The organism is Amycolatopsis rhizosphaerae (genome assembly GCF_007713715.1).
GTDB lineage: Bacteria > Actinomycetota > Actinomycetes > Mycobacteriales > Pseudonocardiaceae > Amycolatopsis_E > Amycolatopsis_E rhizosphaerae.
In genome coordinates this window covers 1-20,610 of sequence record NZ_VJWX01000075.1, presented here as the reverse complement: position 1 = coordinate 20,610, position 20,610 = coordinate 1, and the positions used below count along the sequence as shown (strand labels likewise).

General features: G+C 71.7%; 20 protein-coding genes. 15 read left to right on the top strand and 5 right to left on the bottom strand.

Translation table 11 applies throughout. From position 1 onward, the window contains the following. Positions 1-510, bottom strand: a 510-nt coding sequence (locus FNH05_RS10705; protein ID WP_483964223.1) for a serine hydrolase, incomplete at its 3' end; no start/stop codon positions are given. Positions 511-611: 101 nt separating this feature from the next. On the opposite strand from FNH05_RS10705, the gene FNH05_RS10700 reads away from it, so the two are divergent. From FNH05_RS10700 to FNH05_RS10685, 4 genes are all read left to right on the top strand, one after another. Beyond that, positions 612-1,289, top strand: a complete 678-nt coding sequence (locus FNH05_RS10700; protein WP_144587195.1) for a response regulator transcription factor — start codon at positions 612-614, stop codon at positions 1,287-1,289. Then, positions 1,286-2,704 carry a sensor histidine kinase gene (locus FNH05_RS10695; protein WP_144587194.1) on the top strand — a complete coding sequence of 473 codons (1,419 nt, stop codon included), beginning with the start codon at positions 1,286-1,288 and terminating at the stop codon, positions 2,702-2,704. Before FNH05_RS10700 ends, FNH05_RS10695 begins: the two co-directional genes overlap by 4 nt. Then, positions 2,701-3,198, top strand: a complete 498-nt coding sequence (locus tag FNH05_RS10690; RefSeq protein ID WP_144587193.1) for a GerMN domain-containing protein — start codon at positions 2,701-2,703, stop codon at positions 3,196-3,198. The genes FNH05_RS10695 and FNH05_RS10690 overlap by 4 nt, the downstream gene beginning before the upstream one ends. Positions 3,199-3,338: 140 nt before the next feature. Next, the gene (locus tag FNH05_RS10685) at positions 3,339-4,367 is read left to right on the top strand and encodes a glucosyl-3-phosphoglycerate synthase (protein WP_144587192.1); all 1,029 of its coding nucleotides are present in this window, start codon (positions 3,339-3,341) and stop codon (positions 4,365-4,367) included. A 25-nt stretch (positions 4,368-4,392) separates the two neighbouring features. Here FNH05_RS10685 and FNH05_RS10680 read toward each other — a convergent pair whose 3' ends face one another. Further along, entirely contained in the window at positions 4,393-4,830 is a 438-nt protein-coding gene (locus FNH05_RS10680) for a PPOX class F420-dependent oxidoreductase (RefSeq protein ID WP_144587191.1), read from the bottom strand. A gap of 50 nt (positions 4,831-4,880) precedes the next feature. On the opposite strand from FNH05_RS10680, the gene FNH05_RS10675 reads away from it, so the two are divergent. The 4 genes from FNH05_RS10675 to FNH05_RS10660 are packed head-to-tail and all read left to right on the top strand — an operon-like array spanning position 4,881 to position 12,100. Further along, a complete protein-coding gene (locus FNH05_RS10675) occupies positions 4,881-5,360 on the top strand; it encodes a MarR family winged helix-turn-helix transcriptional regulator (protein ID WP_144587190.1) in 480 nt (159 codons plus the stop codon). A gap of 11 nt (positions 5,361-5,371) precedes the next feature. Next, positions 5,372-6,850 (top strand): hypothetical protein, encoded by a 1,479-nt coding sequence (locus FNH05_RS10670; protein ID WP_144587189.1) that lies wholly within the window; start codon positions 5,372-5,374, stop codon positions 6,848-6,850. Then, positions 6,847-7,647: a hypothetical protein gene (locus FNH05_RS10665; RefSeq protein WP_144587188.1), complete on the top strand. Its 801-nt coding sequence runs from the start codon at positions 6,847-6,849 to the stop codon at positions 7,645-7,647. Before FNH05_RS10670 ends, FNH05_RS10665 begins: the two co-directional genes overlap by 4 nt. A 19-nt stretch (positions 7,648-7,666) precedes the next feature. Then, positions 7,667-12,100 (top strand): hypothetical protein, encoded by a 4,434-nt coding sequence (locus tag FNH05_RS10660; RefSeq protein WP_144587187.1) that lies wholly within the window; start codon positions 7,667-7,669, stop codon positions 12,098-12,100. Between the two features lie 19 nt (positions 12,101-12,119). Here FNH05_RS10660 and FNH05_RS10655 read toward each other — a convergent pair whose 3' ends face one another. Next, positions 12,120-12,611, bottom strand: coding sequence for a YybH family protein (locus FNH05_RS10655; protein ID WP_144587186.1), 492 nt, complete (start codon positions 12,609-12,611; stop codon positions 12,120-12,122). A 72-nt stretch (positions 12,612-12,683) separates the two neighbouring features. On the opposite strand from FNH05_RS10655, the gene FNH05_RS10650 reads away from it, so the two are divergent. Then, positions 12,684-13,022 (top strand): ArsR/SmtB family transcription factor, encoded by a 339-nt coding sequence (locus FNH05_RS10650; RefSeq protein ID WP_246127653.1) that lies wholly within the window; start codon positions 12,684-12,686, stop codon positions 13,020-13,022. Positions 13,023-13,255: 233 nt separating this feature from the next. On the opposite strand, the gene FNH05_RS10645 is transcribed toward FNH05_RS10650, so the two are convergent. Beyond that, complete coding sequence (locus FNH05_RS10645) at positions 13,256-13,900, bottom strand: LysE family translocator (RefSeq protein ID WP_144587185.1); 645 nt, start codon at positions 13,898-13,900, stop codon at positions 13,256-13,258. Positions 13,901-14,040: 140 nt separating this feature from the next. Here FNH05_RS10645 and FNH05_RS10640 point away from each other — a divergent pair, with 140 nt between their 5' ends. The 6 genes from FNH05_RS10640 to FNH05_RS10615 all read left to right on the top strand — a co-directional run bounded on the left by FNH05_RS10640 (position 14,041) and on the right by FNH05_RS10615 (position 19,118). Then, positions 14,041-15,207: a winged helix DNA-binding domain-containing protein gene (locus FNH05_RS10640; RefSeq protein WP_144587184.1), complete on the top strand. Its 1,167-nt coding sequence runs from the start codon at positions 14,041-14,043 to the stop codon at positions 15,205-15,207. A gap of 154 nt (positions 15,208-15,361) precedes the next feature. After that, positions 15,362-16,366 (top strand): type I glyceraldehyde-3-phosphate dehydrogenase, encoded by a 1,005-nt coding sequence (gene gap, locus FNH05_RS10635; protein WP_144587183.1) that lies wholly within the window; start codon positions 15,362-15,364, stop codon positions 16,364-16,366. A gap of 11 nt (positions 16,367-16,377) precedes the next feature. Further along, the gene (locus tag FNH05_RS10630; RefSeq protein WP_186382485.1) at positions 16,378-17,580 is read left to right on the top strand and encodes a phosphoglycerate kinase; all 1,203 of its coding nucleotides are present in this window, start codon (positions 16,378-16,380) and stop codon (positions 17,578-17,580) included. Continuing rightward, positions 17,580-18,368 (top strand): triose-phosphate isomerase, encoded by a 789-nt coding sequence (gene tpiA, locus FNH05_RS10625; protein WP_144587181.1) that lies wholly within the window; start codon positions 17,580-17,582, stop codon positions 18,366-18,368. The genes FNH05_RS10630 and tpiA overlap by 1 nt, the downstream gene beginning before the upstream one ends. Before the next feature lie 123 nt (positions 18,369-18,491). Next, positions 18,492-18,722 carry a preprotein translocase subunit SecG gene (secG, locus tag FNH05_RS10620; RefSeq protein WP_144587180.1) on the top strand — a complete coding sequence of 77 codons (231 nt, stop codon included), beginning with the start codon at positions 18,492-18,494 and terminating at the stop codon, positions 18,720-18,722. Positions 18,723-18,773: 51 nt separating this feature from the next. Further along, positions 18,774-19,118, top strand: a complete 345-nt coding sequence (locus tag FNH05_RS10615) for an RNA polymerase-binding protein RbpA (protein WP_144587179.1) — start codon at positions 18,774-18,776, stop codon at positions 19,116-19,118. 106 nt (positions 19,119-19,224) lie between these two features. On the opposite strand, the gene FNH05_RS10610 is transcribed toward FNH05_RS10615, so the two are convergent. Further along, a complete protein-coding gene (locus tag FNH05_RS10610; protein ID WP_144587178.1) occupies positions 19,225-20,436 on the bottom strand; it encodes a sensor histidine kinase in 1,212 nt (403 codons plus the stop codon). Positions 20,437-20,610: the final 174 nt, after the last annotated feature.

Genomic DNA, 20,610 nt, shown 5'->3' with positions numbered 1-20,610 from the left:
GCGGTAGATGCTGACCACGTCGTTCGCGCTGATGCGGGTGTCGCCCCAGCGCCGGTCGACGGCCGGGGGCCGGGTGTCGTGCAGGCCGAGGGACTGGGCCATGCGCGTGACGATCTGCCCGCCCCCGCCGGAATCCCACAGCTGCTGGGCGATTCCGTCGTCGCTGTAGGACAGCATCCGGCTCATCCGGGGGCTCGGCCGCACCGGCGTGACCGCCCCGCGGTCGAGCAGGTCGAGGGCGATCAGCAGTTTGACCAGCGAGGCCGACCGGAATCGCGCGGTGGCGTTGTCGCCGCGCACGGTCCGGCCGGTGGTGCGGTCGAACACCACGACGGCGCGGGCCGAGGTGTTCGCGGCGACATCGCCGGTGTCGTCGTCCGGGGAACGGACCAGCAGGAACGAGGTCACCAGCGCGGCGGCGGTCACCAGGACGGCGACGGCGCCCACCCAGACGGCGCCGCGGCGGCTCCTGCGGTGGGGTACGGGAAGCTGTGTCCGATGATCGAGCATGACCGTCAGCGTCGGGGCCGGGGTTCCGCGTTTCACCGCGGTCTTGTCATGGTTTTGCCACAAGCTGCCGGGATCCGGTGAACGACCGACATAATGGGCCGGTGCCGAACGTGCTGTTGATCGAAGACGACCCCGCGGTCGGTGAGGGGCTGGCGCTGGGGCTGCGGCGGCACGGTCACCGCGTGGAGGTGGCCGTCGACGGGGAGCGGGGGCTCACCGCGTTCGCCGCCGCGCACCCGGACATCGTGCTGCTGGACCTGATGCTGCCCGGGATCGACGGATTCGAGGTGTGCCGCCGGATCCGGGCCGCGGGCGGCGTTCCGATCATCATGCTGACCGCCCGGGGCGACGACATCGACGTGGTCGGGGGACTGGAGGCCGGGGCCGACGACTACGTGGTCAAGCCCGCGCAGCCGCGTGTGCTCGACGCACGGATCAAGGCGGTGCTGCGGCGCGGCACCCCCGGCCAGGAACGGCAGCGGGAGTCCCACGGCGCGCTGGTGATCGACAGGGCCGCGCTCGAAGTGTCCAAAGGCGACACCCCGGTGGCGCTGACCCCGACCGAACTCCGCCTGCTGCTGGAGCTTTCCCGCACGCCGGGCCGGGTGTTCAGCAGGCAGCAGCTGCTGGAACTGGTGTGGGACCACGACTTCCTCGGCGATTCGCGGCTGGTCGACGCCTGCGTCCAGCGGCTGCGGGCCAAGATCGAGGACCGGCCGTCCGCACCGGTGTACGTGCGCACCGTGCGCGGCTTCGGCTACCGGTTCGGTCCCGTGTGATCCGGCGCCTGCTGGCCCGCCTCCTGGGCGTCCGGGTGCGCCTGCTGCTGATCGTCACGTTCGTCGCCCTGCTCGCCACGATCGGGGCGACCGGCGCCAACTACGTCGACGCGCGCCGCACCGTGCTCGCCGCCGCACAGGACCAGGCGATGCGCAAACTGCGGGACGACGTCGACGCACTGGCTCCCGCCATCCCGATGCCACCGGACCAGGCGGCACTCGACGAGCTCGTCCGGTCGGTGTCCGGGGCCGCCGGGGCCTTCTACGGCAACGTGGTTTCGCGGTACGGCAGGCCGGGCAGCATCCCCGCCGAACTGCGGGCGGCGGTGCACGCCGGATCGGAAATGCGGTTCCAGCGGGTGGTGAGCAACGGCTGGCCCGCCCTGTGGGTGGGGATGCCGGTGCTGACCGTGGACGCTTCGTTCAACCGGCACCCGTCGGGGCTGGAGGTCTACGCGTGGTACGACCTGAACCAACCGTCCGCGCAGATCCAGGCGTTCACCGTGAACGGCTGGCGCACCGCCGCGGTGGCGGTGCCGATCGCGGTGCTCGTCGCCTGGCTCGCCGCGAGCGCGGTGCTGCGGCCGGTGCGGCGCCTGCGGGACGCCGCGCGGCGGCTGGCCGAGGGGGAGCTGTCCGTGCGGCTGCCCGCCAGGGGGAACGACGAACTGGCCGAACTGGTGCGCACGTTCAACCACGCCGCCGCCCGCCTGGAGGTTTCGGTGGGGGAGTTGCGGCGCATGGAGGCCGATGCGCGGCGGTTCGTCGCCGACGTCTCGCACGAGCTGAGAACCCCGCTGGCGGCGATGACGGCGGTGAACGAGGTGCTCGACGACGCGGCGCTCGCCGGGGACACGGGCACCGCCGCGCGCCTGGTCAGCTCCGAAACCCGCAAACTCGCCCGGCTGGTCGAGGATCTGATCGAAATCTCCCGGTTCGACTCCGGCGCCGCGCGGCTCGACCGCCGCCCCACCGATCTCGCGGAACTGGTCTCGGCGAGCCTGCGGGCGCGCGGGTTCACCGGGCAGGTGGAGACCGGGCTGCCCGCCGGGATCATCGCCGAGGTCGATCCGCGCCGGATCGACGTCGTGGTGGCCAATCTGGTCGGCAACGCGCTGCGGCACGGTGAGCCGCCCGTGTTCGTCCGGCTCAGCGAGGCGGGGGGACTGGCGGTGCTCACCGTCGTGGACCACGGCCCGGGACTGCCCGAGAACGTGCTGCCCCACGTGTTCAGCCGGTTCTACAAGGCGGATGCGGCGCGGACCCGGTCCGAAGGCAGCGGTCTCGGGTTGTCGATCGCGTTGAAGAACGCCGAGTTGCACGGCGGGCGGCTCGACGCGGGCAACGAACCCGGGGCCGGTGCGCGGTTCGTCCTGACCCTCCCGAAGACGGCGGCGAAGACGGGGGAGCCGTGAAACGACTGCCGGCGTTGCTGATTTCGCTGCTTGCGCTCGGCGGATGCGGAGTGCGGCCGACCGGGGTGGTCGCGGCGGGGGAACCCGCCGTGGGCGTCGGCACCGGCCCCGCCCTGTACTTCGTCGCGGCGGGGCGGGTGCGGCCGGTGACCCGGCCGCTCGGCTATCTCGGCGATCCGGCCACCGCGTTGCGGCTGCTCGCCGATGGGCCCACGCCGGGAGAGGCCGCGGCCGGGTTCGGCACGGCCTTGCCACCGCATCTCGGCCTTTCGGTGCCCGGTTTCCGGGACGGCAACGTGACCGTGCGGATTTCCCCGATGTCGGTCAGTGATTTCGTTGTGCTGTCGGAACCGGCCATCGAGCAGGTCGTGTGCACGACGGTCGCGGCGTTCGTGCGGACCGGAACCGGCGGGAGCGGGTTGATGGTGCAGCTGACCGGAACCCAGCAACTGGCCGCGACCCGCCCGCTGTCCTGTTCCACCATCAGGCCGTGAGCCGATGTGGAGGCGGTGTTACGTAGGACACCAGTCGAGCCGTATCTCGTAACCTAGCGGTTTCATGGCGGCGTGATTGGTGAAACCCGACCCACAGACTCTGGGCCTTGGCCATGTCCGGTTCGGGGAAGGGGATAGGCATGGGTACCAACAGGGCGAACGAGGCGTCGGAGCTCAAGGTCTCCGCCGACGTGGGCCGCTGGCTCCCCCGGCGCAGCAGCCAGGCCGCCGACTGGGGGGCCGGCGAGCTGCTCGCCATCAAGCGCGGCACCACCGTCAGCGTGGTCATCCCGGCCCGGGACGAGGAGAAGACGGTCGGCGACATCGTTCGCACCGTGCGCCGCGACCTGATGGAAACCGTGCCGCTGGTGGACGAACTGCTCGTGGTGGATTCCCGGTCCCAGGACGCGACGGCGAGGGTCGCGGCGGAGGCGGGAGCGACGGTCGTCGCCCAGGATTCGGTGCTGCCGATGCTGTCCGGCATGGCGGGCAAGGGCGAGGCGCTGTGGAAGGGGCTCGCGGCCACCACCGGCGACCTCGTGGTCTTCGTCGACGGCGACCTCTACGACTTCACCAGCGACTACGTGACGGGGCTGCTGGGCCCGCTGCTGACCGACGAGTCCGTGGCCTACGTCAAGGGCTTCTACCACCGTCCGCTGGTCGGCTCGTCGGGCACGGACGCCGACGGCGGTGGCCGCGTGACCGAACTCGTGGCGCGCCCGCTGCTGAACATGTACTGGCCGGAACTCGCCGGGTTCGTGCAGCCGCTCGCCGGTGAGTACGCGGGCAGGCGCGAGGTGCTGGAAAGCATCCCGTTCGTGGTGAACTACGGCGTGGAGATCGGCCACCTGATCGACATCCTCGAATCGCGGGGACTGGACGCACTGGCGCAGGTGGACCTGGGCAAACGGACCCACCGACACCAGAGCACCCAGGCGCTGGGGCGGATGGCCGGGCAGATCATGCTCACCCTCTTCGACCGGCTCGAACGCTATGGGCGGCTGATTTCGGCGCAGCCGCCCGCGACCCTGCTGGCGCAGTTCCAGCGGGGCGAATCGGGGCACGGGGTGAGCCGGGAAATGGTGCTCACCGATCTGGCGTGCCAGCAGCGGCCCCCGTTGTCGGGCCTGCGGGCGGCCGACGGCAGCGGACGGCGTGAGATCGCCTGAAAGACGGTGCGCGTCGCGTCGGGTCCTAGTCGGCGAGGCCGCCCAGGGCGATCACCTTGGTGATCCGGGCACGCACCAGGTACTCGCCCGGCACGGCGTTGCGCTTGCCGAACTCCTCACCGCGGTCGGCGCCCATGTACCGGGCGCCGACCGCGGTCGAGAACGGCAGCATCTCGTCGAGGTCCTCGTGCAGGGTGGCGACGGCGGTGAACTGCACGAAGGCGTAGGGCGGTTCCTGCTCGTCGACGACGAGCGAAAGGCGCGGGTCGCGGCGGAGGATGCGGCCCTTGACCGTGTCCCGCCCGGTGTTGAAGACCAGTTCGTCGCCGTCGGCGGTTTCGTCGAGCACGAACCAGATCGGCGTGACGTGCGGGGATCCGTCCGCCCGCGTGAGCCCGAGCTTGCCGGTCCGGGTTCCGGTGCCCGCGAACTCCCACCACTGCGCCCTGGTCATCTCGTACATGCCCCCCAAGGTAGTCGATCACCGTTGCGGGCCCGTGCGAAGATGGGGCCATGGCGGGCGGTCCGAGCGTCGACGAGGGGGTGCGCACCCTGCTGCTGCTCATGCCGCGCCTGGTCGGGCGGGCCAAGCGGTTGCCGGTGCCGGAAAGCCTGCGCTCGTTCTCGCTCGCCCCGAGGCACCTTTCGTTGCTGGCCTACCTGTTGTTCGACGGTCCGCTCGCGGTGAACGAGCTGGCCGCGCGGCTGGAGGTGGCGCCGACGACGGTGAGCCTGATGGCCGGCGACCTCAGCCGCAGCGGCATCCTGGAACGCCACGAGGACGAGGCGGACCGGCGCCGCACCATCGTGAGCATCGCCGGCCGCTACCGGGCCGACGTCGAAGCCTGGCTGGCCCACGGTGCCCGTGCCTGGCAGAAGGTGCTCGCGCCGCTCACCCCGGAGCAGCGCCGGATGTTCATCGACACCCTCGAGGCCTACGAACGCGAGTTCGAAGACGCGGTACCCGATCGGGGCGGGCCGCGCGGGGGCTAGTCTGGCCCGTCGTGCGAGATGCGGAGCTGATCAGCGGCGGCCTGGTGGACGAGGGTCTGGCGAGGCGGCTCAAGGCGCTCGCCTGCACCGCGCCCCTGCACGATCTGGACGCGCGCAAGGCGAAGCTGGACTGGGCCGACGCGACGGTCTACCAGATGGCGGAGATCGCGCTGCACACGATCGACCAGGTCACCATCGCGATGGACTTCGACACCGGCGCCGGTCACGACGACGTGGTGCGGCGGTTGCGGCCGTTCATCGCCGCGCAGGCGCCGGACCGCGGCACCGAGGAGCACCTGCGGGTGGCGCGGTGGGTGCTGGACAACCTGATCAACGTGGGCACCACCGATCGCGGTTTCCGCCGCGTGTACGGCAGTCTCGACGCCTCGGGCACCTACCGGCGCCACGCGTTCGACTTCAAGCTGCTGGTCGAACTGGCCGCCCCGGACGGGGAGGTGTACCTGCGGGCCAGTGACGAGGCGATCAACGTGCTGGTCGGGGCGCTGGACACCGACGTCGAATCGGCGCAGATCGCGGCCGAGGTCAAACTGGAGAACCTGATCAGCCGCGGCAGGCTGGCCGACGCCAAGCTCGCCGCGGAACAGGCCCGCTACCGCACCGTGCAGTACGGCGAAACGCTGCGCGCCAAGCTGGAGGCCACCCGTCGCGACGTGCGCTCGGTGGACTGGGCCGAGGAGATGCCGGAACTGCTGGATTCCGCGCTCGCGCACATCGAGTCCCGGTTCCGGGCCGAAAACGCCATCCTGCGCAACATCACCAAGGCCAGGGACGAGGCCGAGGACGTCGGCCACAAGCGGCGCGCGGCCGAACTGGTGGACATCGTCAGCGACTGCATCGGCAGGCACACCCGCCTGCAGGCGCGGCTGCAGGCGGCGGGGGCGGTCTTCCGTGCCGAGCAGGACCGCCAGCAGTTCTCCGGCCCGCCCCGCCGGGCCACACTGGACCTGTTCGGGCAGCTGCTGGTGCCGTCGCTGGAGCTGCCGCTGGCCACCGCGGCCGTTCCGGTGGAGCGCTTCTTCCACGGGGTGGCCGGGGTGAGCGTGCCGGCCGTGCCCGCACTGCCGTCGCTGGTGTCGCTGTTGCTGCGGCCGGCGCCCGAGCGGGACCAGCTCGTCGGCGAAGTGCCCGAACCCGAGCTCGTGCCGGCGGAAAATCCGGGCTACTACAGTGATGCGCACTGGCGGCGCGCCGACGAACTGCTCGACCTGCCGGAGGTGCCCCGGCGCCTGTCCGGGCTGCTGGCCGAGGCGCGCGAGAGCGATCCGCGGCTGGCCCGCCTGGTCGCGCTGCGGGCACTGCACTCCTATAGTCCTGAGATCGGCGCGGCGCTCCGGCAGGGGGACGACCGCGCGCTGCTGGCCGTGGACGACGGGACGCCGCTGGCCGACGAGGAGTTCGGCGGGGCGGACCTGCTGCTGGTGACGGCACGGATCGACGCCCCGGGTGCCGGGGCGGAGGGGGAAGTATGAGCAGGCCGGTGAGCACCGGCGACGGGGAATCCGCGGCCCGGCTGATCGCCTTCGGCCTGCGGCCCAAGCAGTTGCCTTCGCGCGACGTGGTCTACGCCGATCTGGTCCGCCGTTACCGCGAAGACAGCGCCTTCAAGCAGATGACCCATGCGGTGGCGGCCGGGCTCGGGCTGCTGGTGCTGGACGTCAACGCGCAGGCGGGGGCGGTGCTCGCGGCCACCGACGAGTCGGTGTTCGAGATCAAAATGGACACCTACGCGCGGCAGAGCAAGATCCGCGAGCGCCGCGAGACCGAGAAGGTGCTGCACGGCCTGGTCCACCTGGCCACCGCGGCGCTGGGGTACCCGCGGCCCGACGATCTGGCCAACGACACCTACATCGGCCGGGTCAGCGTCGAGCAGGTCGACGGCGTGGTGCGGGAGGCGTGCCGGATCCTGGACGAGCGGGCCTCGAAGGCGGAGCGCAACAACGATCCGCTCTCCGACGCGCCGGAGCTGGAGCAGGCGTGGCGGGCCTACGCGCGCCGCCCGGCCGTGGCGGCGACGAAGGACGGCAGGCTCGCCGCCGACACCACGCGGGGGATGGTCTCCCGCGCGCTGCGTTTCCTTGCCGACCAGGGTTTCCTGGTCCAGGTCGGCACCGAGCAGGGCGGGACCTACCGGACCACGGGGCGCTATCAGGTGCAGGTGCGGGAACTGGCCGCGGACAGCGCCTTCGAGGAGCTGCTGGCGCTGGGCGTGGTGGCGGTGCCCGAATCCGGCGGGACGCTTCGTCCGTCCCTTTCGGACACTCTTTGAACCGGGGGACGGGGTAGCGATGTACGAGCTTTCACGGGTGCGCCTGCATTCGGTCGGTCCGGCCGGGGCGCGATACCAGGACGTGCTCCTGGACTTCTCCGGGGTGGGGCCGGTGGTCGCCGCGCCCGCGCAGGACGCGTTGTTCGGCGCCGGGATCCACGCCGCCGGGCAGGGCCTGCCGCGGCGCCCGTCCCCGGCGAGCGTGCTGTTCCTGGAAAACGGCGGCGGGAAGTCCGTTCTGATCAAACTGATCTTCTCCGTGATGCTGCCGGGGCGGCGGCAGGTGGTGGGCACGACGAACACGCGCGTGCTGGAGAAGTTCGTCGGCGCCAAGGACGTCGCCCACGTGGTGCTGGAGTGGCAGCACACCGGGTCGGGTCAGCGCGTGATCACCGGCAAGGTGTCGGAGTGGCGCGGGCACGTGCTGTCGCAGGATCCGGCGAACCTCGTCGACGCGTGGTACTGCTTCCGGCCCAGCGTGGAAACGCACCTGGAGTCGCTGCCGTTCACCGCCGAGGGCAGGCTGCTGACGATGTCGGGCTTCCAGGAACGGCTGGCCCGGGCGCATCGCGACGAGCCGGAGCTGGAGCTGTCGTGGACGCGGCGGCAGCACGAGTGGACCGAGCGGCTCGACGCGCTCGGGCTGGACACCGAACTGTTCCGCTACCAGCGCGCAATGAACGCGGGCGAGGGCGAGGCGGCCGACGCGTTCGCCTTCGGCTCCGACGAAGCCTTCGTGGAGTTCCTGCTGCGGGCGGTGCTCTCCGAGGACGATCCGCGGGATCTCGCCGAGGTCGTCAAGACCTACGCGGACAATCTCGGCCAGCGCGGGGACCTGCTGGCGGAACGGGATTTCGTGGCGGGCGCGCTGGATCTGCTCGGACCGCTGACCGAGGAGGAGTCGTTCGCGGCGGCCTCACGGAAGCTCGCCGGGGCGGCGCGCGACGAGGCACGGAGCTTCGCGGCCTCGGTGCTGGCCCGCCACGAACTGGAGTCCGGCCGCCTGGCCGGCCTGTCGTCCTATGTGGACGAAACACGCGACGCGGAGCGGCTCGCCGAAGGGGATCATCGCAGGCTGGCCGGGGTGGTCACCGAACTGCGACGTGTGGTGGCCGAACTCCGTCTCGCCGAGGCCACCGGCGAAAAGGCGCGGCTGGACGGTGAACTGGCCGGGGCCAGGGCGAGCGCGCAGGCGTGGCGGGAGACCACGACGGTGCTGGCACAGGTCAACGCCGCGCGCAAGGCCGCGGACATCCGGCGCCTGGTGGGGCAGCGGGAAGAGCGGGCGAAACCCGCGCTCGAAGCGAGGAACGCCGCCGCGCACGCGCTGGCCCGCGGCCTGCTCGCCCTGGCAGGGCAGGCCGGGGAACAAGCCGCCGCCGCCGAGGAGCGCGCGGCCGCCGCGCTGGCCGGGGCGGCCGAGGCGCAGGCCCGCCGGGACGAGGCGACCGGCACCGCGGCCCGCCACCGAGCGGAGGAGTCGCAGCTGAGCGCCCGCATCGGCGAGGTGCGGGCCGAGGTGGCCCAGGCGGTCCGCGAGGGCCTGCTCACCGACGGGACCCAGGTCGCGGAGGCGGCACGGGAGGCGGCGGCGCTGAGCGAGCGGGCGGCGCGGGAGCTCGCCGCGCGGGAAGCGGAACGGGAAAGCGCCGCGGAGGAACTGTCCGAGGCGCAGTCGGTGCTGTACGGGGCCCGGCAGCGGATGTCCGAGACGGGGGCGTCGGCCGACCGCGCGGCCGCCGAACTCGGCCGGGCACATCGCCGCACCGACAGCCTCGCGGCTCATCCGCGGCTGCTCGAACTGCTCGGCGGCGACAGCGTCCGGCTCGAAACCGACACTCCGGCGCTGCTGAAGCGGCTGCGGGAGGCGAGGGCCGCGGCCGAACGGGAGCGGACCGCGCTGCGGGTGGCGGATTCGGCCGACGAGCGGGCGCTCGCCGCGCTCGGCAGCGGCGGGCTGCTGCCCGCACCGCCCGAGGTGCAGGCCGCGCTCGAGGTCCTGGAGGAGGCCGGGATCACCGCGTGGTCCGGCTGGCGCTACTTGTCCACACTGGACCCCGAACTGCGGGAGCGCGTGCTGGCGCGGCGGCCGCACCTGGTGGGCGGCGTGCTGGTCAACGAGGCCGCGCAGGTGCCGAGGGCGCGGGAGGCGCTCGCCGCGGCGCGGCTGCTGCCCGGGGTGGTGCTGCCCGTCGCCACCACGCAGGCGGTGCGCGGCGACCAAGCCGCGCCGGGGGTGGAGTTCCTGGTCCCGCCGAACCCGGCGATGTACGACGAAGAGGCCGCCGAAGCCGAGCGTCGCGCGATCCTGGCCCGGAGTGCCCGCAGACGGAAGCAGCTCGACGCGCTGTCCGGGGCGATCGACGACGATGCTGCGCTGGAGTGGAAACTCGCCGCCTGGCGGGAGGACTATCCGATCGGCGCCCTCGGTTCGCTGGCCGAGCAGGCCGAGGACGCGGCGGGGGAGCTCGCCGAAGCGCAAGCCGCGGCGGAAGCGGCCGAACGCGCGCTCGGGGAACTCACCGAGCGCCGTGAGCGCCTGCGCGAGGCGGTACCCGCGGCGCGTGCCCTGGCGCGGGAAACGGAGGAGCGCGCGCGAAGGCTGGCCGCGCTCGCCGGGCGGGTCGCCAGGATTCCACAGTGGACCGAAGAGATCGAGCGGGTCCGCGAGATCGTGGCGCGGGCGGTGGCCGAGGCCGGGCAGGCGGCCTCCCGTGCCGAGCGGTTCCGGGAGGAAGCCGCCGAGGAACAGCGCACGGCAGACGGGCATCGCCGGACCGTCAGCAGCGCCAGGGCCGAGCTCGCGGAGGTGCCCGGCGGCGGCTCGGTGTCCGAAGAGGACGATGTGCCCGCCGAACCGGTGGACGCGCTGCGCCGTGCCTTCGCCTCCGCCGTCGATGCCTACGCGAAGGTCGAGGTCGGCGGCGACCTGCGGGCCGAACTGGACCAGGCGGAGGCGGCGGAATCCGCGACGCGGGCGGCACTGGAGGCGCTGGAGCCCGCGGTGCGCGAGGAGGCGGCGCGCCTGCTGGAGACCCCGGACGGTTCCGACGCCGCCGCGCGCGCGGCCGCCCAGGCCAGGGCGGGCCGGGTGGTGGCCGCGCTGGAGGCCGAGCACGGCGAGGCGATCGGACGGGTCGCCACCTGCAGGGCGGAGCTGGACCAGCTGCCCCGGCAGGGCGCCCCCCTCGAGGTGCGGCCGCGCGACATCGGGCACGGCCGCGAGCTCATCGACGAGGCGGTCCAGGAGGCGAGTGCCGCCGCCCGCGCCTGCGAACGGGCGCAGGCCCGGCGCGCCGAGGCCGAGCGGGCCGTGGAATCGGCGAAGGAAGCCGCCGCCGGGTTCGGCATGCTGGCCGAGTCCTTGCGGCACCTTGCGGGCGAGACGGCGGGCGAAACCGTGTTCGACGGCGCTGTCGAGGCCGCGCAGGCCCGCCACCGCAAGCTGAACGCCGCGCTCGCCGACGCGGAAACCGCCGTGGACCACGCGGAGAAGCGCGTACGGGCCGCCGCGGACGCGCTCGCCCAGTACGCCACGGACAAACGGTTCGAGAAGCTGTCCAGCCCGGTCCGCCAGCAGATCATCTCGGTGCGGCGGGACAGCCTCCCCGCCTCGGCGGCGGAATGGGCGGCGGCGCTGAAACCGCGCCTGCGCACCCTCACCGACGACCTGGCACAGATCGACCGCCACCGCCGCAGCATCGTGGCGCGCCTGCAGGGCCTGGTCGAAGGCGGGCTGCGGATGCTGCGCTCGGCGCAGCGGCTGTCGCGGCTGCCCGAGGGGCTCGGCGACTGGTCGGGCCAGGAGTTCCTGCGCATCCGGTTCGCCGACCCCGAAGAGACGGAACTGGCGGAGGCGCTGGGGCAGGTCGTGGACGAGGCGGCCGCGGGCCGGACCGCCGACGGCCGCGAGGTCAAGCGGGACGGGATGACCCTGGTGCTGCGCGGGGTGCGGGCCGCCGTGCCCAGGGGGTTCCGGGTCGACATGCTCAAACCGGACTCGGTGCTGCGGACCGAGCGGCAGCGCGTGTCGGAGATCCGTGACGTGTTCTCCGGCGGCCAGCAGCTGACCGCCGCGATCATCCTCTACTGCACGCTCGCCGCGCTGCGGGCGAACAACCGGGGCCGGATGCGCAACCCGCATTCCGGGGTGCTGTTCCTGGACAACCCGATCGGCCGGGCCTCGGCGGGCTACCTGCTCGAACTGCAGCGGGTGGTCGCCGAGGCGCTGGGGGTGCAGCTGGTCTACACCACGGGCCTGTTCGACGCGGGCGCGCTGTCGGAGTTCCCGCTGATCATCCGGCTCCGCAACGACGCCGACCTGCGGGCGGGCCGCAAGTACCTGTCGGTGGAGGCGACCGTCCGCCGGGAGCTCGACGAACTGCCGCCCCCCGACGGCACTTCGTACCTTTCGGCCACCCGCCTGTTCGCCAGGGCACCCGAAACGGCGTGACGGCGGCGCGGGCGCGCGGTCAGCTCCCGCGGATGGCGGACTGGTAGGCGGCCAGCGCGGCGGGGTCGTCGATGCTGCCGTGGTGGTGGAACTGCGACCACCGGCCGTCGTCGTACCGGAAGTAGCGGCTGGTGCGGATCGACAGCGGCACCGCGGGGGAGCCGCCGACGGAGTATTCGCCGGTCTCGCGGCCGGCGAAGACGGCGTGCCGGTCGTCGGCGTACTCGACGATGTCGCCGAAGGTGACGGTGACCCGCGCCGGGCCGTGGAAGACGCGGTCGTAGAGCTCGGTGATCGGCTCGCCGCCGCGCAGGATCCCGCCGAGCGGGTTGTTCAGCTGCGCCAGCGGGTCCTTCGTCCACACCTGCGCGAAGGCGTCGAGATCGCGGTGGTTGAACGCGTAGTAGAACGATTCGAGGGCGGCGAGCGCGCCGTCGAGGCCGGGGGAGGTGGTCTCGGCGAGGCGGTTGCGGGAGCCGGGGCCGAAGGACAGGTCGAGCAGGCGGGTCATGGGATGCTCCTTCGCTGGGTACAGTGTTCGATGGAGGTCGACCAGATGAGTGTACGACAGCAATCAAACACTTTGCGAGAGCGGAAGTACGACAGCGCCCGGGCGCGCGGGCTGACCCACGTGCACCCCCGGGACGTCCCGCTCCAGGACGCGCTGACCGCGGTCGCCGACCCGGTGCGGCGCGCCATCCTCCGTGAACTGGCGGGACTGCCGGACTGGACCAAGGCCTTCGGCACCTTCGACCTGCCGGTGACCAAGGCGACCCGCAGCCACCACTTCGCCGTCCTGCGCGCCGCGGGGCTCATCGAGCAGCGCGACGAGGGGGCCCGCCGCCTCAACCGCCTCCGCCGCCCCGAATTCGACGAAGCCTTCCCCGGCCTGCTCGACCTGATCCTGGCCGAACGGCCCTAGAAGCTCTATCGAAGTGGTTTGCGTGGCGGAACCTCAGGCGGTCCCTGGCTGTGGGATCGCCTCCTCATGAACGTCAATTCTGAACCGCGATTCTCCTGACGTGGTTTTTCGGTGCAGAACGCCCTGAGGTCGCGGTGATTCCCTTTCGGATTCCGGCAGTCGCACTCCGCCGCAACGGGACCTTCGTGTTGTTTCCGATCCGGGGTGCCCGCCTTTTTACGATTGTGCTTTCGCTAGTCCTTGCGGCCGGTGAGGGCGAGCCCGGCGCCGAGCCCGATCATCACCACGCCGCCGGTGCCACCGATGAGTTCGAGCCGCCGGGGAGAGCGGGCGAACCAGGTGCGGGCGGCCCCGGCGACCAGGGCCCACGCGCTGTCGGACAGCACCGCGATGACCGGCAGGCACACGCCCAGGATCATGATCTGCACCGGCACCCGCCCGGCCGCCGGGACGACGAACTGCGGGAGCACCGCGGCGAGGAACACGATCGACTTCGGGTTGGCGAACCCCACCACGAATCCGTCGCGCAGCACCGCGGGCACCCGCCCGGGGCCGGCCGGGGCGCTCGCGGCGAAGGCATCGGTGAGCCTGCGGCGATGCCGCACCGCCTGCACGCCGAGGTAGACCAGATAGGCCGCCCCCGCGAGCTTGATCACGGTGAACACCGCCGCCGAGGTCTGGACCAGCGCCCCCAGCCCGAAGGCCACCGCCACCACCTGCGTGTACACCCCGGCGGCGTTGCCGAGCACGGTGAGCAGCGCGTCGCGCCGCCCTACCGTGAGCGCGCGGCTGATGGTGAACAGCACACTCGGGCCGGGCACGACCACCATGACGAACACGAGCGCGGCGAACGCCGCGAAGTGACTCGGGGAGACCATGCCCGGACCCTAGCCCTCCCGCCTTCGCCGCTGAAACTCCTTTCGCCACGGCGCCGCGTTTGCCGTGCTCACGGCACAGGCCGGCACGGGCGCAGGGTGTTCGGGCCGGTTTTGTCGGGGTGTGTTGGTAGGAAGATCGCGTGACGCCCCGAATCGATGCCGCCGAGCGGCGGGCGCGCCTGATGGCGCGCCATCACCTCGCCACCCCGGCCGCGAGTCCCGAACAGGCCGCGGAAAGCCTGGTCGCGCTGCACGCCACCGATCCGGCGACGGTGCACCTGTCCGCCGCGGTGCGCCTGGCCGAGCCCGAGACGGCCGAGCGCGCCCTCTACGAGGACCGGGTGCTGCTGCGCATGCTCGGCATGCGCCGCACCGTGTTCGTCGTGCCCGCCACGTTCGCCCCCGTCGTGCAGGCCGCCTGCGCCGGCGACATCGCGCAGCGTGAGCGGAAACGGCTCGTCCAGCACCTGGGCACGGCGGGGCTCGACACCGACCTGTCCGCGTGGCTGGCCGAAGTGGAGGAGGGTGCCTATGCCGCGCTGCACGCCCTGGGCACGGCGCACGCCGAGGAGATCGCCACCGCCGAGCCCCGGCTGCGCACGCAGATCGTGATGGCCGAGGGCAAGCCCTACGAGGCGAGGCCCTTCATCACCAACCGGGTGCTGTTCCTGCTCGCCGCGAGCGGCCGGATCGTGCGGGGCAGGCCGCGTGGTTCCTGGCTGTCCACGCAGTACGCCTGGGCCGCGGCCGAGCACTGGATCGACGGCGGCATCCCCGCGCTGGCGCCGGACACCGCGCGCGCCGAACTGGCGCGGCGCTGGCTGCGGGCCTTCGGGCCGGCGACGGTGGAGGACCTCAAGTGGTGGACGGGCTGGACGGCGGGCCAGGTGCGCAAGGCGCTGACCGCGGTCGGTCCGGCCGAGGTGGACCTGGACGGTACGCCGGGCATCGCGCTGCCGGACGATCTCGGCCCCGTACCGGCACCCGAGCCGTCGGCGGCACTGCTGCCCGCGCTCGATCCGACCCCGATGGGGTGGCTCCACCGCGACTGGTACCTCGGGGATCACCAGGCCGCGTTGTTCGACCGCACCGGCAACATCGGGCCGACGGTGTGGTGGGACGGCCGGATCGTGGGCGGCTGGGCGCAGCGGCCCGACGGCGAGATCGTCCACCGTCTGCTCGAAGACGCCGGCCATGCCGCGGAAACGGCCATAGCGGCGGAAAGTGCCCGCCTGCAGGATTGGCTGGGAGCGCGGCGGGTTACTCCCAAGTTCCGGACACCGCTGGAAAAAGAGCTCGTCTCTTGATCGATTCCCCCCATGGCGGGACAGGGGGTGGCCAGGTGGCGGACATCTCGTTGGTCCATGCCGATCGGCCCAGGCCAGCACGCTAGGGTGGCCGGGAGCCCGAAGATGTGTTGTCCCGGCCGAAGGCCGGGACGGACCCGAGGAGAGAAGAGCAGTGACGGTTCGCGTAGGTGTGAACGGCTTCGGTCGGATCGGCCGTAACTTCTTCCGCGCGGTGCAGGCCGCCGGTCACGACATCGAGGTGGTCGCCTTCAACGACCTCGGTGACGTCGCGACGATGGCGCAACTGCTCAAGTACGACAGCATCCTGGGCCGCTACCCCGAAGAGGTGACCGTCAGCGGCGAGGGCATCGTCGTGGGCGGCAAGACGATCAAGGCGCTGGCCGAGCGCGACCCGGCCAACCTCCCGTGGGGCGACCTGGGTGTCGACGTGGTCGTCGAGTCGACCGGTTTCTTCACCAACGCCGATGCGGCCAAGGCCCACATCGCGGGCGGCGCCAAGAAGGTGATCATCTCCGCGCCCGCCAAGGGTGAGGACCTGACCGTCGTGCTGGGTGTCAACGACAAGCTCTACGACGGCTCGCAGACGATCATCTCGAACGCGTCCTGCACCACCAACTGCCTCGGCCCGCTGGCCAAGGTGCTGCACGAGGCCTTCGGTATCGAAAAGGGCCTGATGACCACCATCCACGCCTACACGCAGGACCAGAACCTGCAGGACGGCCCGCACAAGGACCCGCGTCGTGCCCGCGCCGCCGCGCTGAACGTCGTGCCGACCTCCACCGGTGCCGCGAAGGCGATCGGGCTGGTGCTGCCGGAGCTCAACGGCAAGCTCGACGGCTACTCGCTGCGCGTGCCCGTGCCCACCGGCTCGATCACGGACCTGACCGTCAACCTGACGAAGAAGGCCACCGTCGAGGAGATCAACGCCGCGTACCAGGCCGCCGCGGAGGGCCCGCTCAAGGGCATCCTGCGCTACAGCGAGGACCCGATCGTCTCCAGCGACATCGTCAACGACCCGGCCTCGTGCATCTACGACGCGCCGCTGACCAAGGTCATCGACGACCAGGTGAAGGTGTTCGGCTGGTACGACAACGAGTGGGGCTACTCGAACCGCCTTGCGGACCTGGTGACGCTCGTCGGCTCGAAGCTGTCCTGACGAACATGACCGTGAAGACTCTGGAAGACCTGCTCGCCGAGGGGGTCGCCGGTCGCCGGGTGCTGGTGCGCTCGGACCTCAACGTCCCCCTCGACGGCGCCACCATCACCGACGACGGCCGGGTCCGGGCCGCGCTGCCCACCATCCGGCGCCTGGCCGAGGCCGGCGCCAAGGTGGTCGTCGCGGCCCACCTGGGCAGGCCCAAGGGCGCGCCGGAGCCGAAGTACTCGCTGGCCCCGGTCGCCGCGCGGCTCGGTGAGCTGCTGGGCGCCGAGGTGCGCCTCGCCGGCGACGTCGTCGGCGAGGAGGCGAAGTCCGTGGCCGGTTCCCTGGCCGACGGTGCGGTCGCCCTGCTGGAGAACGTGCGGTTCGACCCGCGCGAGACGAGCAAGGTGGAGGCCGAGCGCGCCGAGCTGGCGGCGGAGTTCGCCGCACTGCTCGGCGAGGGCGGCGCGTTCGTGTCCGACGGATTCGGTGTGGTCCACCGCAAGCAGGCCTCGGTCTACGACGTGGCCCGGGTGCTGCCCGCCTACGCGGGTGGTCTCGTGCTGGCCGAGCTCGAGGTGCTGAGCAGGCTCACCGGCGACCCGCAGCGCCCGTACGTGGTGGTGCTCGGCGGGTCGAAGGTGTCGGACAAGCTGGCAGTGATCGAGGCCCTGCTGCCGAAGGTCGACAAGTTGCTCATCGGCGGGGGGATGGCCTTCACCTTCCTCTCCGCCCAGGGGCACGACGTCGGCGCTTCGCTGCTGGAGGCCGATTTCGTCGGCACCGCCCGCAAGCTGCTCGACGAGCACGGTGACAAGATCGTCGTCCCGGTCGACGTCGTCGTGGCCGACAGGTTCGCGGCGGACGCGGCCACCGACACGGTGGGCGCGGAGGCCATCCCGGCGGGCTGGATGGGCCTGGACATCGGTCCGCGCACCGTCGAGCTGTTCGCGGCCGAGGTCGCGGGTGCGAAGACGGTGTTCTGGAACGGGCCCGCGGGCGTGTTCGAGCTGGCTCCGTTCGCGGCCGGGACCCGGGGCGTGGCACAGGCCATCGCCGACTCCGGCGCGTTCAGCGTGGTCGGCGGTGGCGACTCGGCCGCCGCGGTCCGCCTGCTCGGGCTGCCCGAGGACGGGTTCTCGCACATCTCGACCGGTGGTGGCGCCTCCCTGGAGTACCTGGAAGGCAAGGAACTGCCCGGCGTCGCGGTGCTGGGAGAGGGAGACTGATGGCGCGCAAGCCGTTGATCGCCGGCAACTGGAAGATGAACCTCAACCACCTCGAGGCCATCGCCCTGGTGCAGAAGATCGCGTTCTCCCTGCCGGAGAAGTACTACGCCAAGGTCGATGTCGCGGTCCTGCCGCCGTTCACCGACATCCGCAGCATCCAGACCCTGGTCGACGGGGACAAGCTGCTGCTGACCTACGGGGCGCAGGACCTCTCGCCGCACGATTCCGGTGCCTACACCGGCGACGTGTCCGGGCCGATGCTGGCCAAGCTCGGATGCTCGTACGTGACCGTCGGGCACTCCGAGCGGCGCGAGTACCACCACGAGGACGACGAGCTGGTCAACAAGAAGGTCAAGGCCGCCATCAAGCACGGGATCAAGCCGATCCTGTGCGTGGGTGAGCAGCAGGAGGTGCGCGACTCCGGTGCGCACCTCGGCCACTGCACCAGCCAGTTGCTCGCCGGGCTCAAGGGCCTCAAGGCCGAGCAGGTCGCCGAGCACGTGGTGGTCGCCTACGAACCGGTGTGGGCGATCGGCACCGGCAAGGTCGCCACTCCCGCCGACGCCGAAGAGGTGTGCAAGGCGCTGAGGGGCGCTCTGGCGGAGAAGTACGGCACCGAGGTGGCCGAGGCGGTCCGCGTGCTCTACGGCGGTTCGGTCAAGTCGGGCAACGTCGCCGAACTGGTGGCCTGCGAGAACATCGACGGTGGGCTGGTCGGCGGGGCGAGCCTGCAGGCCGACGAGTTCACCAAGCTGTGCGCGCTGGCCGCCGGGGGACCGCTGCCGTAACCCTTGCGGGCGGCGAGTAGTCTGGCAATCTCAGACCGTCACACGATCAGGCAGGTCTTCGCGGTAACGTACGATCGGGCCAAGTCCGGCCCGTCGTGCGTGACCCGAAAAGTAGAGGATGAGATGAAGCTGTTCCTGCAAATCCTGTTGATCGCGTCCAGCGTGCTGCTGGTCATCGCGGTCCTGCTGCACCGCGGACGTGGTGGCGGGTTGTCCTCGCTGTTCGGCGGTGGCATGCAGTCGAGTCTCGCGGGGTCGAGCGTGGCCGAGAAGAACCTCGACCGCATCACCCTGTTCCTCGGTGCTGTCTGGTTGATCAGCATCGTGGGCCTCGGCCTGCTGCTGAAGGTCTGAGTGCAGGGCGTGCCTATGGGGGGTGCGCCGCCGATAACACTGTGAGGATTCATGGTTGGCGGTAACGCGATTCGAGGCACCAGGGTCGGTGCCGGTCCTTCCGGTGAGTCCGAGCGCGGTGAGTCCGCGCCCCGGCGCCGGGTTTCCTACTGGTGTGCCAACGGGCACGAATCGCGTCCCTCGTTCTCGATGGACGCGGAGATCCCGGAGGAGTGGGACTGCCCCCGGTGCGGACTTCCCGGCGGCCAGGACGCCAAGAACCCGCCGGCGGCACCACGGACCGAGCCCTACAAGACCCATCTGGCCTACGTGAAGGAGCGGCGCAGCGACGCCGATGGCGAGGCGATCCTCGCCGAGGCGCTCGAGCGTCTGCGCCAGCGGCGCCAGATCATCTGACACGCACGTCCCAGACGGGGGCCGGGCCGGCAAAGGCCCGGCCCCCGTTGCCGTTTCCCGGCGGTCTCCTGCGGGCACCAGGTGACCGCCGCGGGGGAGCGGCGCCTCAGGCGTGCAGGGGATAACTGGCCCGGACCCGGAACCCGCCGTCCTCGGTCGGACTGGTTTCGAAGCTGCCGCCGAGCAGCCGCGCCCGCTCGGCCAGTCCGGTCAGGCCGTGCCCGCCGGACGGCAGCGGGGTCGCCGGCCGCCGGGGGCCGTCGTTGCGGACCTCCAGGTCGAGGGAGGCGTCCGTGCCGACGATGTAGACCTTCGCGGCGGCGCCGGGCGCGTGCTTGCGGACGTTGGTGAGGCATTCCTGCACGGTGCGGTAGGCGGCCGCGGACACCTTCGCGGGCAGGTGCTCGGGTACGCCGTCCACGGTGAGCTGGACGGGGACCTCGCAGCCCTGGACGAGCTGGTCGAGCTCGCCGATACCCGGCTGGGGGCCGTCGTCCGCCGCACCCGAGCGCAGCACGCCGACCAGTGACCGCAGTTCCTCCAGGGTGCGCGTGGACAGCTGGCGGATCACCTTCGCGGTCTCCTGCGCGCGTTCCGAATCGGGAGTGGCCGCGAGGACCCCGGCCTGCATGGCGATCAGCGTGATGTCGTGCGAGACCACGTCGTGCATTTCCCGGGCCAGCCGGGCGCGTTCCTCGGCACGGACGGCGTTGGCGTGCAACGTGCGTTCCCGATCCCGGCTGGCGGCGAGCTCGCCCAGTTTCTGGGAAAGCTGGGCCCGGGCACCGATGAGCAGGCCGATGGCGATGGGCATTCCCGCCACGAGCACGCCGTAGATCCCGTCGAGGACATGTTCGCGCCAGCTGAGGGTGGCGAAATCCGACAGCGGCCATTGGATGAAGCGGCAGGACCAGACCAGGGCCGCGCCCACCCATACCTGCCAGTGCGTCTGCTTGCGGGTGGCGAGCATGCCCAGCGCGATCATCGCGGCCAGCTGGGACCATCCGGTGAGGAAGCCCGGCACCGTGCCCAGCACGACCAGGAACGGCAGCCACCGGCGGGCGGCCAGCGCGAGACAGGCGAACGCCGACAGGTAGATGGAGTACGGTTCGGCCTTTTCCGGGACGACGAGCCACACGTCGAGCGCCGCGAGCAGGATGGCGGCCGCGTCGATGGCCAGTGGTGCCCAGGTTTCCCGCCGGAGCAGCACTCGCGGACGGGAACCGGTTCTCCGCCGTGTGCGCTCGGCCGCCGGGGTGCTGGTGCCGGCGCCCGGGCCGCCGACCGAAATCCCTATGGAGAGTCCCTCAGTTCTCATGTCGTTGGACCTCACTCGTCTCGTGGACTTGACGGTGAGATGCACGAGACACCCGATCGGGACGCGGGAAACCGAAAAAATGTGCGGATGCTAACGATGAAGCGTGTGATGGGGGTAAATTCCCCGCATTCTCAAGACTTTCGTCGGAAAGCGCAGTGCCGCGCGGGCGCACCC